At 56.2% G+C, this 16816-nt stretch carries 17 protein-coding genes and 1 pseudogene; all 18 read left to right on the forward strand.

The window, feature by feature from the left end; translation table 11 throughout:
* Positions 1–123 precede the first annotated feature (123 nt).
* Positions 124–396: a biofilm formation stimulator Veg gene (gene veg / locus O9H85_RS35435; RefSeq protein ID WP_269886068.1), complete on the forward strand. Its 273-nt coding sequence runs from the start codon at positions 124–126 to the stop codon at positions 394–396.
* A gap of 135 nt (positions 397–531) precedes the next feature.
* Positions 532–705 (forward strand): annotated as a pseudogene (locus tag O9H85_RS35440) (small, acid-soluble spore protein, alpha/beta type); the annotation flags it as partial.
* A 313-nt stretch (positions 706–1018) separates the two neighbouring features.
* Positions 1019–1873: a 4-(cytidine 5'-diphospho)-2-C-methyl-D-erythritol kinase gene (gene ispE / locus O9H85_RS35445; protein WP_269886069.1), complete on the forward strand. Its 855-nt coding sequence runs from the start codon at positions 1019–1021 to the stop codon at positions 1871–1873.
* A gap of 136 nt (positions 1874–2009) precedes the next feature.
* Entirely contained in the window at positions 2010–2846 is an 837-nt protein-coding gene (purR, locus tag O9H85_RS35450) for a pur operon repressor (protein ID WP_269886070.1), read from the forward strand.
* A 6-nt stretch (positions 2847–2852) separates the two neighbouring features.
* Positions 2853–3242, forward strand: coding sequence for a RidA family protein (locus tag O9H85_RS35455; RefSeq protein WP_269886071.1), 390 nt, complete (start codon positions 2853–2855; stop codon positions 3240–3242).
* Positions 3243–3359: 117 nt separating this feature from the next.
* Positions 3360–3644 carry a septation regulator SpoVG gene (gene spoVG / locus O9H85_RS35460; protein ID WP_010501706.1) on the forward strand — a complete coding sequence of 95 codons (285 nt, stop codon included), beginning with the start codon at positions 3360–3362 and terminating at the stop codon, positions 3642–3644.
* A gap of 144 nt (positions 3645–3788) precedes the next feature.
* Positions 3789–5189, forward strand: a complete 1401-nt coding sequence (gene glmU, locus O9H85_RS35465; RefSeq protein WP_269886072.1) for a bifunctional UDP-N-acetylglucosamine diphosphorylase/glucosamine-1-phosphate N-acetyltransferase GlmU — start codon at positions 3789–3791, stop codon at positions 5187–5189.
* A 114-nt stretch (positions 5190–5303) separates the two neighbouring features.
* Entirely contained in the window at positions 5304–5939 is a 636-nt protein-coding gene (locus O9H85_RS35470) for a 50S ribosomal protein L25 (protein ID WP_269886073.1), read from the forward strand.
* Between the two features lie 126 nt (positions 5940–6065).
* Positions 6066–6626: an aminoacyl-tRNA hydrolase gene (gene pth, locus O9H85_RS35475; protein WP_269886083.1), complete on the forward strand. Its 561-nt coding sequence runs from the start codon at positions 6066–6068 to the stop codon at positions 6624–6626.
* A gap of 82 nt (positions 6627–6708) precedes the next feature.
* Positions 6709–6939, forward strand: coding sequence for an anti-sigma-F factor Fin family protein (locus tag O9H85_RS35480; RefSeq protein ID WP_269886074.1), 231 nt, complete (start codon positions 6709–6711; stop codon positions 6937–6939).
* Between the two features lie 103 nt (positions 6940–7042).
* Entirely contained in the window at positions 7043–10567 is a 3525-nt protein-coding gene (gene mfd / locus O9H85_RS35485) for a transcription-repair coupling factor (protein ID WP_269886075.1), read from the forward strand.
* The gene (locus O9H85_RS35490) at positions 10554–11705 is read left to right on the forward strand and encodes a peptidylprolyl isomerase (RefSeq protein WP_269886076.1); all 1152 of its coding nucleotides are present in this window, start codon (positions 10554–10556) and stop codon (positions 11703–11705) included. Before mfd ends, O9H85_RS35490 begins: the two co-directional genes overlap by 14 nt.
* 236 nt (positions 11706–11941) lie before the next feature.
* Complete coding sequence (spoVT, locus tag O9H85_RS35495; protein ID WP_269886077.1) at positions 11942–12484, forward strand: stage V sporulation protein T; 543 nt, start codon at positions 11942–11944, stop codon at positions 12482–12484.
* A gap of 5 nt (positions 12485–12489) precedes the next feature.
* Entirely contained in the window at positions 12490–12645 is a 156-nt protein-coding gene (locus O9H85_RS35500; RefSeq protein WP_269886078.1) for a hypothetical protein, read from the forward strand.
* 16 nt (positions 12646–12661) lie between these two features.
* Complete coding sequence (locus tag O9H85_RS35505) at positions 12662–14392, forward strand: putative polysaccharide biosynthesis protein (RefSeq protein ID WP_269886079.1); 1731 nt, start codon at positions 12662–12664, stop codon at positions 14390–14392.
* A 38-nt stretch (positions 14393–14430) separates the two neighbouring features.
* Positions 14431–15948 (forward strand): bifunctional methyltransferase/pyrophosphohydrolase YabN, encoded by a 1518-nt coding sequence (gene yabN / locus O9H85_RS35510; RefSeq protein WP_269886080.1) that lies wholly within the window; start codon positions 14431–14433, stop codon positions 15946–15948.
* 67 nt (positions 15949–16015) lie between these two features.
* Positions 16016–16288: an HU family DNA-binding protein gene (locus O9H85_RS35515; RefSeq protein ID WP_269886081.1), complete on the forward strand. Its 273-nt coding sequence runs from the start codon at positions 16016–16018 to the stop codon at positions 16286–16288.
* Positions 16288–16563, forward strand: a complete 276-nt coding sequence (locus tag O9H85_RS35520; protein WP_269886082.1) for an RNA-binding S4 domain-containing protein — start codon at positions 16288–16290, stop codon at positions 16561–16563. Before O9H85_RS35515 ends, O9H85_RS35520 begins: the two co-directional genes overlap by 1 nt.
* Positions 16564–16816: the final 253 nt, after the last annotated feature.

Genomic DNA, 16816 nt, shown 5'->3' on the forward strand with positions numbered 1-16816 from the left:
CTCCGGGAATAAAAGAAAAATTCCGTTGACAACAGGTTTGTCTGATTGATATAATATTCGGTTTAAATTGACATACTACATACGTTGAGTTATAATTTAAAAGGAAAGAGGTGGTACTGGTCAATGGCAAAAAATACGCTATTGGAGATCAAACGCAGTTTGGAACCTCATGTCGGACAGAAGATTATGTTAAAAGCGAATGGCGGTCGCCGCAAGACAATCGAACGATCCGGTGTATTGGAGGAAACCTACCCTTCCGTATTTATCGTAAAGCTCGATCAAGAACAGCATGCTTTTAAGCGCGTCTCTTACAGCTACGCAGACATCCTTACAGAATCCGTTCAGGTAACGGTATGCAACGATGACGGCGAAGTAAGAATTACTATACAGCAATAGCTTACGAAACGGCTCCCCTTCGCGGAAGCCGTTTTTTAGTACTCATGGGCGGCGGGTGAATGACATCTCGCACTGACGTACATACTAGTCATACGCGCTAGTGACCACTTCAGACGATCCAAGGAGGTTATGCGAATGTCACGCAGACGACGCGGAATGATGTCCGAGGAATTTAAGTACGAGCTTGCCAAGGACCTGGGTTTCTATGAAACCGTTCAGCGTGAAGGCTGGAGCGGGATCCGCACGAAGGATGCCGGCAACATGGTGAAGCGGGCGATACAGATAGCGGAGCAAGCGCTCAGCAAGCAGCAGGCTTCCGCGCAGCCGGCCCAGGTATACGGGCAGCAGCCGATGCAGCCGATGTATGCAGCGTCCCAGCAGCCGCCCGCAGCGAACTACGCGTATCAGACAGCGCAGCCGATGCCGGGTACTTTCATGGTCGGATCGCAGGGACAGCAGCCGTACGGCTACCGGCCAACGCCGTAAGGATTGACGACTTCAAGAAGCTAGAGCCCTGACGAAGAGGCTGTAGCTTTTTTTTGTTCGGTTTTTGGTATAGTATTAGAAAAGATGGCATGAAGCCCCAATAGGGCGGACAGACAGGACGAAGAAGGTGTCGTACATGAAGGTATTCGAGAAAGCTCCGGCAAAGATCAATTTATCTCTGGATGTTTTATATAAGCGTGAGGATGGCTATCATGAAGTTGAGATGGTCATGACGATGGTGGACTTAGCGGACCGGATCGAGATGCAGGAGCTGCCGCGGGATACGATCATCATCTCCAGCCAGGCGGGATACATCCCGCTGGACGAGAAGAATTTGGCGTTCCAGGCGGCCCGTTTGATTAAAGAAAGGTACGATGTGAAGAAAGGCGTATACATACACCTGGACAAAAAGATTCCGGTAGCCGCCGGTCTCGCCGGAGGCAGCAGCGATGCCGCCGCGACGCTCAGAGGCCTTAACCGGTTATGGGGACTCGGTATTCCGGATTCCGAGCTGCTGCGGTTAGGGGCGGAGCTCGGCTCCGACGTGCCGTTCTGCGTTACGGGAGGCACGGCGATCGCCCGCGGAAGGGGAGAGAAGCTGGAGCCGATCGAAGCGCCGCCGCAGTGCTGGGTCGTATTGGCCAAGCCTCCGATCAATGTATCGACCTCGGAAATCTACGGCAAGCTCAACGCGAAAGCGATCAAGCGCCATCCGTCGACGGAGCGGATTCATGAGGCGATACGAGGGAAAAAGTTCGACATGCTGTGCTCGGAGCTCGGCAATGTGCTGGAGGAGGTCACGCTCGATTTGTACCCGGAGGTGCGCCAGCTGAAGGAATGCATGCTGAAGCTGGGAGCCGACGGCGTACTGATGTCCGGCAGCGGCCCGACCGTGTTCGGGCTTGTCTCGAAGGAAGCGAAGGTTTCGCGGGTCTATAACGGATTGAGGGGCTTCTGCAAGGACGTATTCGCCGTCCGCCTGCTGACTTGAGCTGACCCAGCTATGTCAGTTTAATGTGATAATAATTTTCATGCAATCCCTTGAACAAATACGTATAAAAATGGTATATTTTCATTATATTATTCGGATTTTATCCATATAACTATAAGGCCAGGGGGGGACGCCGATGAAAAAAATGAAGAGAAGCGCAAGATTGGTCGAGATGACGCAATACTTGCTTTTTCGCCCCCATACGCTCATTCCGTTAACAACGTTCGCAGACCGATACAATTCCGCCAAATCCTCCATCAGCGAGGACCTCGCCATCATCAAGGAAGTTTTTGAGGAAGAGGGCCTTGGCGAACTCCAGACGCTGGCGGGTGCCGCCGGCGGCGTAAAGTTCATTCCTCGCGTGTCGAAAACGCATTCCTTGCAGTTCATTACACAGCTCTGCCGGCAGCTGAAGCAGCCGGAGCGCATTCTGCCGGGCGGTTATTTATACATGTCCGACATTATGGGGCAGCCGCTGATCCTGAACGAGGTCGGGAAGATGTTCGCTTCCGTCTTCGCGGGCAAAGACATCGATGTGGTCATGACCGTGGAAACGAAGGGCATTCCGCTCGCGTACTCCACGGCGACTTATTTGAATCTGCCGGTCGTCATTGTCCGCCGGGACAATAAGGTCACCGAAGGCTCGGCTGTAAGCATCAATTATGTGTCGGGCTCGAACAAGCGGATTCAAACGATGTCTTTGTCCCGCCGCGCGCTGAAGGAGGAGTCGAGGGTGCTCATCATCGATGACTTTATGCGTGTAGGCGGAACCATACACGGAATGATGGACCTGCTGCAGGAATTTAAAGCGACGGTAAAGGGCGTAGGGGTATTCGTGGAATCGGGAGAAGTGGAAGAGCATTTGGTGGAGGATTATATTTCGCTTGCCAAGTTGTCGGCCGTCGATCCCAAGACGAAGCAAATTACGGCGGAGCCGGGCAATTATTTCAGTGAAGAATCGGACGAGGAGTGAAAGACGATGAAATTGAATCAGGTTTCTACAGCAAGCGCTCCGGCAGCGATCGGGCCTTATTCGCAAGCGATGCAAATCGGGGGTCTCCTGTTTACTTCGGGACAGATCCCGCTCGGTCTGGACGGCGCAGTCATAGAGGGCGGAATCAAAGAGCAGACGCATCAAGTGTTCCGCAATCTGGCGGCCGTGCTTGAAGCGGGCGGAAGCTCCTTCAACCGGGTTGTGAAAGCGACCGTGTTTATCAAGGATATGAACCAATTCGCCAAGGTGAATGAAATTTACGCTTCCTACTTCGGCGATCATAAACCGGCGCGTTCGACCGTAGAAGTAGCGCGTCTGCCCAAGGATGTTCTTGTCGAAATTGAGCTGATTGCAGCGGTAGCTGTCGAATCGTAAAGAATATATAAAGTATTTATAAAATTGATTTAAAAGATTCGAAAAAAAGAAGGATTTTGCACTAAAATGTGGAATTTATCACTTAAGTCATAAGATGGAAAAAGGTGGTGAACACAAGTGCAAATTACTGACGTCAGACTTCGTCGGGTCAACTCCGAAGGCAGAATGAAAGCCATTGCATCCATTACCATCGATAACGAATTTGTTGTTCATGACATTCGTGTAATTGACGGTAATAACGGGATGTTCGTGGCTATGCCGAGCAAGCGTACACCAGACGGCGAGTTTAGAGATATCGCCCACCCGATTTCCTCTTCTACCCGTGAAAAAATCCAGGCTGCGGTCCTCGCCGAATACGAGCGGGCCGCGACGGAAGAAGAAGTCATCGAAGAAGGAGCTTAATATTGTGTTCAAGAGAGAGCCGGACGGCTCTCTTTTCTTTTTTTCGCATCTAGGCTATATTGGGTCTAAGGCGTTATGCCCTGGGCAGACGTTGATTATACCTTATAGAGATCAACCATTATGCGGAAAAAGGAGATGGAGAAATTGAACATGATGGGAATCGTACTTGCTGCAGGTCAAGGCAAGCGTATGAAATCGAAGCTCTACAAAGTGCTGCATAAGGTGTGCGGGAAGCCGATGGTCGGCCATGTGGTGACCGCGCTTGAGAACATAAATACGGCCCGAACCGTCGTTGTGGTCGGCCACGGCGCGGATGCGGTGAAATCTTATCTCGGAGACCGCGTCGAATATGCGCTTCAGGAACAGCAGCTCGGAACCGGGCATGCGGTGCTGCAGGCGAAGGATTTGCTGGAATCCGAAGAAGGGCTTACGATCGTCATTTGCGGAGATACGCCGCTTGTATCGGAAGAAACGCTGGAGGGCATGGTTCGACTGCACCAAGACAAGGGCGCTGCAGCTACCATTCTGACGGCGGAGATGGACAAGCCTCACGGATACGGGCGCATTCTGCGCGACGCACGGGGCTTCGTCAGCTCGATCGTAGAAGAGAAGGATTGCACGGATGAGCAGCGACTGGTCAAGGAAATCAATACGGGGACGTACTGCTTCGACAATAAAAAGCTGTTCGAGGCGCTGTCGCTCGTGAAGAACGATAATGCCCAGAACGAATACTACCTGACGGATGTCATTGCGATACTTGCCTCCCAAGGGTCCATCATCGAAGGCTATGTCATGAAGGAGGCTATCGAGGCCATCGGAGTCAACGACCGGCTGGCGCTGGCCGAAGCCGAGCAGGGGATGCGGGCGCGCATTAACCGCCGCCATATGATTAACGGCGTGACGCTGGTCGATCCGGCCAATACCTATATCGAAGCGGAAGTGCAGATCGGCTCCGATACGGTCATTTACCCCGGAACCGTGCTGAAGGGCGATACGGTCATCGGGAGCGATTGCGTGATCGGGCCTCAGGCGGATATCACGGACAGCCAGCTGGCGGACGGCGTAACGGTGAAGCATTCCGTGCTGCTGGAGGCGAAGGTCGGCACGGGGACCTCGGTCGGACCGTATGCTTACCTTCGTCCGGGTTCGGATCTGGGCAAGAACGTCAAGATCGGCGATTTTGTAGAGATCAAGAATGCCAAGCTCGACGATGAAGTAAAAGTATCCCACCTGAGCTATATCGGCGATGCCGTGATCGGCAGGAACGTCAACTTCGGCTGCGGCGCCATCACCGTCAACTATGACGGCTTCAACAAGCAGCTGACGGAAGTGGAAGAAGATGCTTTCATCGGCAGCAACGTCAATCTGATTGCGCCGGTCAAGGTCGGCAAAGGCGCTTATGTCGTGGCTGGCTCGACGATCACGCACAACGTGGAACCGAACGATCTGGCGATCGCCCGCGAGCGCCAAACGAATAAGCCGGGTTACGCCGAGAAGCTGCGCAGCAAATTCGCAGCGAAGAAGAAGCAATCGGTAACGGAGTAAGCTGATCTATTTACGATAATTTAATGAATGATGTTTCGATCCTCCTTCAAATGGGTAAAGTAGTAGAAGCTTGGGACTCGCATCCCGGGTCTCTATTTGAAGGAGGTTTCATCTATGGCAGTATCGCTTAAAGCCGAAGTTCGTTCAAGCGGCACCAAGGGACAGCGCAAGGATCTTCGCAAGCAGGGCAAGGTTCCGGGTGTCGTATATGGAAAGAAAGTGACGCAAACGCCGATTGCCATCGATCAGAGAGAGCTGCTCGCTCTGCTGAAAACGAATCCCCATGCGATCATCGACATGGATATCCCGCAATTCGGCAAACAGCCTGTGATGATCAACGAAGTCCAGCGCGATCCGATCAGCAGAGAGTTGCTGCATGTGGATTTTCATCAAATCAATATGGACGAGCCGGTCAACACGACCGTACGTCTTGAATTTATCGGGGATCCGGTCGGCGTCGGCGTCGGCGGCATCCTGCAGATCCAGCATCATGAAGTCGATATCCGCTGCCTCCCGAGCGATATTCCGGCCGCCATCGAAGTCGATATCAGCGGCCTGGACATCGGGCAGAACCTGCTCGTCTCGGAGCTGAAGCTTCCGGCGAAGCTGGAGATGAGGTCGGATGAGCACGATGTGGTCGCAACCATCCTGATGCCTCAAAAGGGAGACGAGGAGACGGAGGAAGCGGCGGAAGCGGACAAGGCTCAGGAGCCTGCTGCGGAGAAGGCGGCGGCGGGAGAGACGGCCTAACGGCTCAGCCTTGCGGAGCGTGTCGGTTTATGACCGATACGCTCTATTTTTGTTGCGGAGTTGGCGCACGGCTTCATTATCGGTTATGATTATCAAAGGTAAGCTGTAGGAAGGAGCAAGATGGGGTTGAAATGGTTTGTCGGCCTGGGCAACCCGGGCAAGCAGTATGAAACGACCCGGCACAATATCGGCTGGATGGCGCTCGACCGATTCGCAGAGCGGCACGGGATCCGAATCTCGCAGAGCAAGTGCAAGGGCATTCTGGGGGAAGGGAATGTAGATGGCCAGAAAGTCGTGTTATTGAAGCCGATGATTTATATGAACTTATCGGGAGAATCCATCCGAGCCTATATGGACTTTTATAAAGCCAAGATCGAAGACTTGATCGTCATCTACGACGATCTGGATACGCCGTTCGGCCAAATCCGGCTTCGGTATCAAGGCAGCGCGGGAGGACATAACGGCATCAAGAGCACGATACAGCATCTGGGCACTCAGACGTTCAACCGGATCCGGATGGGCATTTCGCGGCCGGCGCCGGGAAGAGACATCGCGGACTACGTGCTGAGCGGCTTCGCGAAGGAAGAGCTTGGGCGCATGTCGGAGGTGCTGGACCGTACGGTGGAAGCGATGGAGTTCGCGCTTGCGAACGAGTTCGAGAAGACAATGGCCAAATTTAACGGCTAAACGAGCGTCAGCATCATCCGGTCGGCTAACGGATCCCGGTTCTGGGCATACTGTTAGAAAAGTGCCGGGAGGTGGCCGACGCATGGCTGTCAAATATGAATGTCCGCATTGCCGGACGTTAATCGGGGAGATTACGAAGTCGGAAGTGAACGAGTTTCAGCTCGGTTTCCATTTCTTGACCCCTGAAGAGCGGAGAGATATAATATCGTATAACCCAAATGGGGACGTCACCGTCAAGGTGGTTTGCGACTACTGCAAGGAAGCGCTGGAAGCCAATCCGGAGCTCTCGCTCCTCGTGAATCCTCTGCAATAGAGGCTTATTGCGCCAGGCTTTCGGAATCGTCAGATAGACCGGCCTAAAGCATCTTCGCTCTAGGCTTTTTTTAGTGTTACGCGGATTGAGAGGGGTGTCCTGTTTGCAGGCATTAATCCAAGCGTTCTCCGCGGATTCGGACTTTCAGAATATCGTGTCCGGTATCCGTTCGGGGATGAGGGAACAATTGATCGCCGGCTTGACCGGTTCTTCGCGGCAGGTTATGCTCGCCTCGTTATTCGAGGAGCTGCAGCAGCCGCTGTTTGTCGTTACGCATAATATGTTTTCCGCTCAAAAAATGTTTGAGGATCTCGAAGAGCTGCTGCCGCAGGACAAGGTGCTGCTGTTCCCCGCGCAGGAGCTGCTGGCCGCGGAGGCGGCGATCGCAAGTCCGGAAATGCTGGCGCAGCGGATCGACGCGCTTACCCGGCTCGCGGCAGGCTTCCGCGGGATCGTGGTCGTGCCTTATGCCGGCATGCGCCGGCTGCTGCCGCAGCAGAGTGCGATCGTTCAGGCCCAGTTCCGGCTGGAGGTCGGGCAGACCGTACAGCTTGACGAGCTTGCAGGCCGCATGGTCGAGCTTGGCTATGAACGGGTGGAGCGTGTCGAGCGCAAGGGCGAGATGAGCATCCGCGGAGGTATTCTCGATTTCTACCCGCTGGCTTCGGCGCATCCGTTCCGGGTGGAGCTGTTCGACATCGAGATTGATTCCATCCGCTCGTTCGAAGTAACCGACCAGCGCTCCATCGATAAATTAAATGCGCTCACGGTCACGCCCTGCCGGGAAATCGTGGTCGAAGGAAAACGGTTACAATCCGCCGCCCAGCAGGCATATGAGCTGCTTCAGGCGCAGCTGGACAAAATGTCCGACCGGACATCGAAGGACCGGCTGCTCGAAGGCATCGGACATGATATCGAACGGCTGCGGGAGGGGCAATATTTCCACGGTCTGTTCAAATATGTGTCGCTGCTGTTCCCGGAGCGCCAGACACTGCTGGATTACATGCCGAAGGATTCCATACTGATCGTCGATGAACCGGCCCGCCTGCTGGAGACGGCCAGGCAGCTGGAGAAGGACGAAGCGGAATGGATGACGATGGCGCTTCAGGACGGGCAGTGCCTGCCGGCGCTGACCTTGTCTAAGCCATATGAAACGCTGCTACACCGCAGGCCTTATCCGACGCTTTATATGTCGCTGTTCCTTCGTCAAGTACCACAAACGGCGCCGCAAAACATCGTCAACTTCATGTGCCGCTTAATGCAAAATTTCCACGGCCAAATGAACCTGCTCAAGAGCGAGATGGAGCGCTGGAAGAAGTCCGGCGCGAAGGTCATGATGGTCGCCAGCGGCGAAGAGCGCGTCGACCGCGTGAAGCGGGTGCTCGCCGATTACCATATCGACGAGCCGATGATGATCAGCGGCAACCTGCAGACCGGCTTCGAGCTCCCGGGCATTCACCTGGTCGTCATAACCGAGGGGGAGATGTTCACCCAGAAGCAGCGGAAAGCGCGGAAGGTGGACAAGAAAATCGAGAACGCCGAACGGATCAAGAGCTACCAGGAGCTCAAGGTCGGCGATTACGTCGTCCATGTGAATCACGGGATCGGCAAATTCGTAGGCATCGGGACGCTTGAGGTCGGCGGCATTCATAAAGATTATTTGCATATCATGTACGCGGGCGGCGACAAGCTGTCCGTGCCGATCGATCAGATCGACCATATTCAGAAATATGTCGGCGCCGAAGAAGGCAAAGAGCCGAAGGTATATAAGCTTGGCGGCTCCGATTGGAACCGGGTCAAGAGCAAGGCGCGCTCTTCCGTCCAGGATATCGCCGACGACCTGATCAAGCTCTATGCGGAGCGCCAGGCGACGAAGGGATACGCCTTCAATCAGGATACCGGGTATCAGCAGGAATTCGAGGGCATGTTCCCGTACGACGAGACGATCGACCAGCTCCGCGCCATTGGCGAGATCAAGAAGGATATGGAAAAGTCTCAGCCGATGGACCGGCTCCTGTGCGGAGACGTAGGGTACGGCAAAACGGAAGTCGCCATTCGCGCCGCATTCAAGGCGGCGATCGACGGCAAGCAGGTCGCGGTGCTCGTGCCGACGACGATTCTCGCACAGCAGCATTACGAGACGTTCCGCGAGCGCTTCTCGGGCTTCCCGTTCAACATTCAGGTGCTCAGCCGGTTCCGCTCCAAGAAGGAGCAGACGGATACGATGAAGGGTGTAAAAAACGGAACCGTCGACGTCGTCATCGGAACGCACCGGCTGCTGTCCAAGGACGTGCAGTTCAAGGATTTGGGCCTCTTGATCGTTGACGAGGAGCAGCGGTTCGGCGTATCCCACAAGGAGAAGCTGAAGCGGCTCAAAACCAACGTGGACGTGCTGACCTTAACCGCGACGCCGATCCCGCGGACGCTGCATATGTCCATGCTGGGCGTGCGCGACCTGTCGGTCATCGAGACGCCGCCGGAGAACCGGTTCCCCGTACAAACGTACGTCGTCGAATACAGTGCTTCACTCGTACGCGAGGCGATCGAACGGGAGCTGGCGCGCGAAGGGCAGGTGTACTACCTGTACAACCGCGTGCAGGGAATTAACCAGATGGCGGAGCAAATCTCGATGCTGGTTCCGGACGCCCGGGTAACGGTGGCTCACGGCCAGATGTCCGAGCAGGAGCTAGAGAAGACGATCCTCGACTTTCTTGACGGCGAGTACGATGTGCTGGTCAGCACCAGTATTATCGAGACCGGCGTCGATATTCCGAACGTAAATACGCTCGTCGTGCATGACGCGGACAAAATGGGCTTGTCCCAGCTGTATCAGCTCCGCGGACGGGTCGGGCGCTCCAACCGGATCGCTTACGCGTACTTCAGCTACCAGCGGGATAAGGTGCTGACGGAGGTGGCGGAGAAGCGTCTGCAGGCGATAAAAGAGTTTACAGAACTTGGGTCAGGGTTTAAAATTGCGATGAGAGACTTGTCCATCCGCGGCGCGGGCAATTTGCTGGGCGCGGAGCAGTCCGGCTTTATCGCATCCGTCGGCTTCGATCTGTATTCCCAAATGCTGGAGGAGGAAATCCGCAAGCGGAAGAAGGAGATCGTCGGCGAAACGGCGGAGGAAACCAAACCATGGTCAACGGTTATCGATGTGCAGATCGATGCTTATATCCCTGGGGACTACATCTATGACAGCGTACAGAAGATTGAGATCTACAAGAAGGTTGCCGCGGTAAAAACGTTGGAGGAAGCGGCAGAGCTTCATGACGAGCTGGTGGACCGTTTCGGCGATTTGCCGGACGCGGTGCACAACTTGCTGACGGTCGCCCGTTTGAAAGTGTACGGCGCCATGTATGCGATCGAAACGATCACGCAAAAAGGGGTGGATTACGAGTTCAAGGTGCACGCCGACCAGAACGGAAACCTCGACGGCCAGAAGCTGTTCCAATTAGCGAATGAATTCGATAATCGGATTAAGCTCATCGGAGGCCCGCAAATTCATATTGAGCTAAAAGGCAAGGGCTTGAAGCCAGAAGAAACCATCGCTATGCTGGAGAAGTTTCTGGTACAATACAAGCGTGCGCTGAAATCGAAGGGAGAGCTACAGGATGTTGCAAAATAATCGAAAACCGTTTCATAAAGGGCTTCTGGCTCTTTTAGCCATCCTATTGGTAGTAACTATTGTAGCCACGGGCTGCGGCAAGAAGGATAACGCTGCGGCGGGGGGCGCGACGCCGACTCCGGCTCCGGCTGCCAAAGGAAATCCGAGTGATGTACTGGTGACTTACAAGAACGGCGGAAAAGTAACGCGCGGCGACTTCGACAAGTTCCTCGGCGTTCTGATGCTGTTCCAGAAGCAGTACGCGCAGTTCAAAGACGACCCTTCTTTCCAGCAGGAAATGATGAATCAATACTTGACGATGAAGATTTTGGCCTCCCGCGCGGATGACAAGGCCAAGGCGGAAGCGGACAAGCAGGCGAAGGATCAGCTGGCCCAGATCAAGACGGCCATGGACGCACAGCAGGGCGGTTCCGATAAGCTGCTGAAGGATGCGAATCTGACGCAAGCCGATTTGGACGAGTTCGTCAAAATGAACATCCTGGCGATCGTTTCCGAGGAATCGAAAGTGACGGATCAGGATCTCCAAGCCGCTTATAAAGCGAAATTGGACCAGGATAAAGATTCGTATACGGTCGCAACCGTGGACCATATTCTGATCGGAACGTCCGATCCGGCGACCGGCAAGGAAACCCGTTCCAAAGACGATGCGCTTAAGCGTGCCAAGGAAGTGAAGAGCAAGCTGGATCAAGGTGGCGACTTCACGGCGCTGGCGAAGGAATATTCCGAGGACCCGGGCTCGAAGGATAAGGGCGGCCAATACAAGGATGCGGATATTTCCCAATGGGTGCCGGAATTTAAGAAGGCGGCGGCGGAGCTGCCGATCGGCAAGATCAGCGATCCGGTCGAAACTTCGTACGGATACCATGTCATGAAGGTCGAATCCCGCAAAACCAAAACGTTCGACGATGTGAAGGACGAGTTGAAATCGGAAGCGGCGCAAACGAAGATGATGGATTTTGCGACCAAGGAGCTTCCAGGCTTGATCGAAACCAACAACTTGCCTAAGCCTGCTCCGACACCGGCTCCGACCGCTCCTGCTGCAGGACAAACGCCTGCGCCGGATGTGCCGAAGACGGATGCACCGAAGACGGATGCACCGAAGACCGACGCGCCGAAGAATGCGCCGGCGACCAAGTAAGAAGTTACCAAGACACCCCTTAGGGTGTCTTGTTTTGTTTTCTTTTTTTTGGACATAATGTAAACAGCGGCAGCCTGATACATACCTCCGGCAAGGGCCGCGGATCCAGCGGAGCAGCAGATGCATAAGCCATTGGGAAACGAAGAATACTATGGATAGTCAAATTCCCTCCATTTGTATACAATGGTTATCCAGCTGTATCAATCTCTTCGAAGGAAAGTGAGGCATCTAGAATCATGAAAGCAACTGGAATCGTTCGTCGTATCGACGATCTGGGAAGGGTCGTTATCCCCAAGGAGATTCGCCGCACACTGCGCATCCGCGAAGGGGATCCGCTTGAGATTTTTGTCGACCGCGACGGTGAGGTTATTCTAAAGAAATACTCGCCGATCGGGGAGCTGGGGGATTTTGCCAAGGAGTATGCCGAGTCGCTTTATGAGAGTACCAATCATATTACGATGATTTCCGACCGTGATACGATCATTGCCGTAGCCGGAGGCTCGAAGAAGGAGTACTTGGAGAAGCAGATCGGCCCCATAGTGGAGCAGTGTATGGAGAACCGCAAGGCTTCCATCGAAACGAGCCCGGGGCAGTACGAAATTTGCAAGGATGTGTCCGAAACCTACAGTTCTTACGTAATCGCGCCGATTGTAGCGGGTGGCGACCCGATCGGGTCCGTTCTCCTGATCAGCAAAGACGACAATGTGAAGATGGGCCAGATGGAGCAGAAAATGGCGGAAACCGCAGCCGGCTTTCTGGCGAAGCAGATGGAGCAATAATTGGCATGCCGAACATACAGCTTCCTGACAGGTTCCTTTCACCGGGACGGTTCAGGAAGCTTTTTTTGGCGGAGCAGAGGGGGCTCGAACGGGCCGGGGCCGCTTTTTTGGAAAAGCCTCCGGAGATAAGGTATAATGATGCCGTTGGCAGGCTGGAATGAATAAAGGGGAAACGGCATGAAGACGCACGCGGACAAGCACCGTCCCGAGCAGGGAAAGGCAACCGGTTCGGCGCTGCTCAAAGGAGCTGCGATACTGGCGGCTGCCGCCGTGGTGTCCAAGCTGATCGGTACGCTTCAGAAGATCCCGCTGCAGAATATGGCGGGCGATACGGTATTCGGCATTTATAATGCGGTTTATCCGCTGTATATTTTGATTTTGTTCTTGGCTACGGCGGGGTTCCCGCTGGTGGTATCCAAGTTCGTGTCCGAGCATGCGGCTGCGGGAAATCGGAGAGAAGCGAACCGCGTTCTGCAGGTCGCAACGGTCGTGCTGCTCGCCACCGGAATGGTATTCTTTCTTATGCTTTATTTCGGAGCGGACCGGATCGGGGATTGGATGGGGCTGCCCCAGACGAAGCCGGCGATCCGCAGCGTTTCGTTCGCTCTGCTCGTCGTCCCGGCGATGTCGGCGCTTCGCGGCTATTACCAAGGCTATCAAGACATGCTCCCGACCGCCTGGTCGCAAGTATGGGAGCAGACATTCCGCGTAGCGACGATGTTCGGGCTCCTGCTGCTGTTCATGCGGCTGGGGCTGGGCCCGGACCGGATCGCGGCCGGGGCGACCTTCGGCTCCGTGACCGGCGCGGTCGCGGGACTGATCGTCATGCTGGGGTACCGCCGACGGGAGAAGCGGCGCGAAGCCGCGGAAGCCGGGGCCGCCCGCAGCGAAGCTGACGCGGGCCCGAGCCGGGCGGTGGAGCCCGTGCCTCCGGCGGACACTCCGGCCGCGATGGGGGAATGGCGCGTGAATATAGCGCTGGCGCGCCGGCTCGCCGCTTATGCGCTGCCGCTGTGCCTGGGCTCGATTGCGCTGCCGATTCTGACGCTGACGGATTCGTTCACGATTCCGCGGCTTCTCCTGCAGAGCGGGTACGACGAGAAGGGCGCGCTGTACCAGTTCGGTCTCTACAACCACGGGCTGCCGATGGTGCAGCTCGTCGCCATGATCGCTTCGTCGATGTCGGCAGCGCTGGTGCCCGCAATTGCGGAAGCCCGCCTGCGCCGGGAACGCGAGGCCCTGCGCGCCCGCTCGGGCCAGTCGCTTCGCCTCACGTGGCTGCTGGCACTCCCCGCCTCGTTCGGGCTGGCGCTGCTGGCGGAGCCGATGAACGTCATGTTCTTCAAGACGGCCGAAGGCACGACGGCCGTAGCGATTCTGGCTTTCACCGCGCTCTTCTCCGCGGTGAACAGTATTGCGAGCAGCGTGCTGCAGGGCTTTGGCGCCGTCCGGGCGCCCGCCGTCTACCTGCTGCTCGCCGCCGCGGCGAAAGCCGCCGGCAATGCCGTGCTCGTCCCGAGCTACGGCATTACCGGCGCCGCCGCCGCGGCCGTGGCCGCCTACGCGCTCGCGGGCGGCCTCGCGCTGGCGCACGCGCTGCGCGCCACCGGCGTCACGGCCGCGGGCGGCCTGCGGGTCATGAAGGCGATCTATGCGATCGCCTTCATGACCGCATGCCTGCTGGCCGTGACGCACGGCGTGCCGCCGATCCTCGCGCGGCTCGGCGCAGCCCTGCCCCCTCGGGGCATGGCCGCGCTCGTCACGCTCGTCGGCGTCGCCGCGGGAGCGCTTGCTTATGCGCTCGCGCTGCTGCGGCTCGGCGTCATTACCGCCGCCGAGCTTGCGCTCGTGCCGCAGCTGCGGGGCAGGCCGCTCGCGCTGCTGAAGAAACTCCGGCTGCTCCGCTAAGGGAGCGCCGCACCTTACATAGATGGAGGCGACTATCCATGTCTGCGCAACCGCAAATTACCGTCGTCGGTCTAGGCACCGGCGACGAGAACCAACTGACGCTCGGCGTCTGGAGGAAGCTTCAGGCGGCCGGCGCCAAGCCGGGTGCGCTCTTCCTGCGCACCAAGGAACACCCGATGGTCTCGATGCTGGGGCATCACGGCCTCCGCTTCGAGACGTTCGACGGCGTCTATGAAGCGAACGCCGCATTCGAGGACGTTTATGAGGCCATCGCGGACGCGCTCCTCCGCCGGGCCCACGCCGCGCCCGAGACCGAGCTGCTCTATGCGGTTCCCGGCCATCCGATGGTAGCCGAGCGGACCGTACAGCTGCTGCGGGAGCGGTGTGCCGACGAAGGCGTCGTGCTTGCGCTGATGGGCGGCGAGAGCTTCCTCGACCAAGCGTTCCTGCGCCTGGGCTTCGATCCGATCGAAGGCTTCCAGCTGCTCGATGCGACGGCGCTCTCGGCGGGCGACCTGAACCCGCGGCTGCATACCTTGATCGGGCAGGTCTATGACGGGCTAACCGCCTCCGATGTGAAGCTGACGCTGATGGAGCTGTACCCGGACGACTATACCGTGATCGTCGGGCATGCCTTAGGGGTGGCGGGCGAGGAGCGGGTTCGCGAAGTGCCGCTGTACGAGCTGGACCGGGTGGAGGGCTACGGCAACCTGTCGCTCGTGTGGGTGCCCCGTACGGAGGCGGACGCCGTCATCAACCGGACGTTCCGCCGGCTGGAGGAAATCGTCGCCATTCTGCGAAGCCCCGAAGGCTGTCCTTGGGACCGGGAGCAAACCCATCAGTCGCTGCGCAAGAATCTGATCGAGGAAGCGTACGAGGTGCTGGAAACGTTCGACGAGGACGACCCGGATCATATGTGCGAAGAGCTGGGCGATCTATTGCTCCAGATTATGCTCCATTCCCAGATCGAATCCGAAGTCGGGGGCTTCACCGTCTATGACGTCATTGAGGGCTTGAACGAGAAGCTCGTCCGGCGCCATCCGCACGTATTCGGCGAGATGCAGGCGGACGATGCCGACGAGGCGCTCAGCAATTGGCAGCAGATCAAGGACGAGGAGAAGCGGAAGAAGGGCATCGATCCGGAGGCGCAGCCGCTGCTTTCGGGCATTCCTCGGGAGCTGCCCGGGCTGATGAAGGCGTACAAGCTGCAGAAGAAGGCGGCCCAGGTCGGCTTCGATTGGTCCACGCTGGAAGAAGTGATGCCGGTGGTGGAATCCGAGCTGGAAGAGGTGAAGGAAGCGATCGTGAAATTCGGCAAAGCCGAGCAGCAGGAAGAGCTGGGCGATCTGCTGTTCGCCGTGGTCAATTTGGCCCGTTTCCTGAAGGTGGACCCGGAAGAAGCGATGGCGGAAGCGAACCGCAAATTTTACGACCGATTCGGATATATTGAGCAGCAGCTGCGTTTAAAGGGCCGGAACTTTGACCAAACTGAGTTATCAGAGATGGAATCTTTATGGCAGGAAGCAAAAAAAGTTCTAAAAAATCGCTTACGCTAGCAGGATTTTCCTACATCATAAAGAATACATTAGCTTAGCGTTTAATTTGAGGAGGAATTTTTGACCCATGAACAAAACAGATTTGATCAACAATATTGCTGAAAAAAGCGGCTTGACCAAGAAAGACGTAGAATCCGTACTGAACAGCTTCCTCGGAGAAATCACCGACGCTTTGTCCAAAGACGACAAAGTTCAACTGATCGGCTTCGGCACGTTCGAAACCCGCAAGCGCTCCGGCCGTACGGGCCGCAACCCGCAAACGGGCAAGGAAATCACCATTCCGGAATCCAAGGTACCTGCCTTCAAAGCGGGCAACAAGCTTAAAGAAGCGGTTAAGTAATGCGGCTTGACAAGTTCCTCAAGCTTTCCCGCCTGATCAAGCGCCGTACGGTCGCGAAGGATGTGTCCGAGCAAGGGCGTGTTTGGATTAACGGCAGGGAAGCGAAGCCCAGCAGTGCGGTCAAGGTCGGGGACGAGCTGACCATTCAGTTCGGCCAGAAGCTGGTGACCGTCCGCGTAGAGCTCCTGTCGGAATCGACCCGCAAGGACGATGCCGCCAAGATGTATACGCTGCTGAAGGAAGAAATGAACAAAACCGAGAATGGACTGTTCTAGTTCATAACGAAGAGGCTGAGCAATCAGCCTCTTTTTTGTTCGTTGAGCGTGCCCAGAGGCACGCATCTTCTTGCCGGTGAAAGTCCGGTCGCGGGAGGGACCAAGCCCCCGCGTAGCTAGGATGCCTACGTATAGCGAAAGCAGTACGTAGAAGCGCATCGACGGAAGTACCTGTCAGAGACAGGGCAAGCAACATGCCAGGCCGTAACATAAAGTGAATCCTGCCGCGTCGTTAAAAAGGCCTCGCAAGAGG

It is taken from the genome of Paenibacillus gyeongsangnamensis (genome assembly GCF_027533625.1).
Classification (GTDB): Bacteria; Bacillota; Bacilli; order Paenibacillales; family NBRC-103111; genus Paenibacillus_G; species Paenibacillus_G gyeongsangnamensis.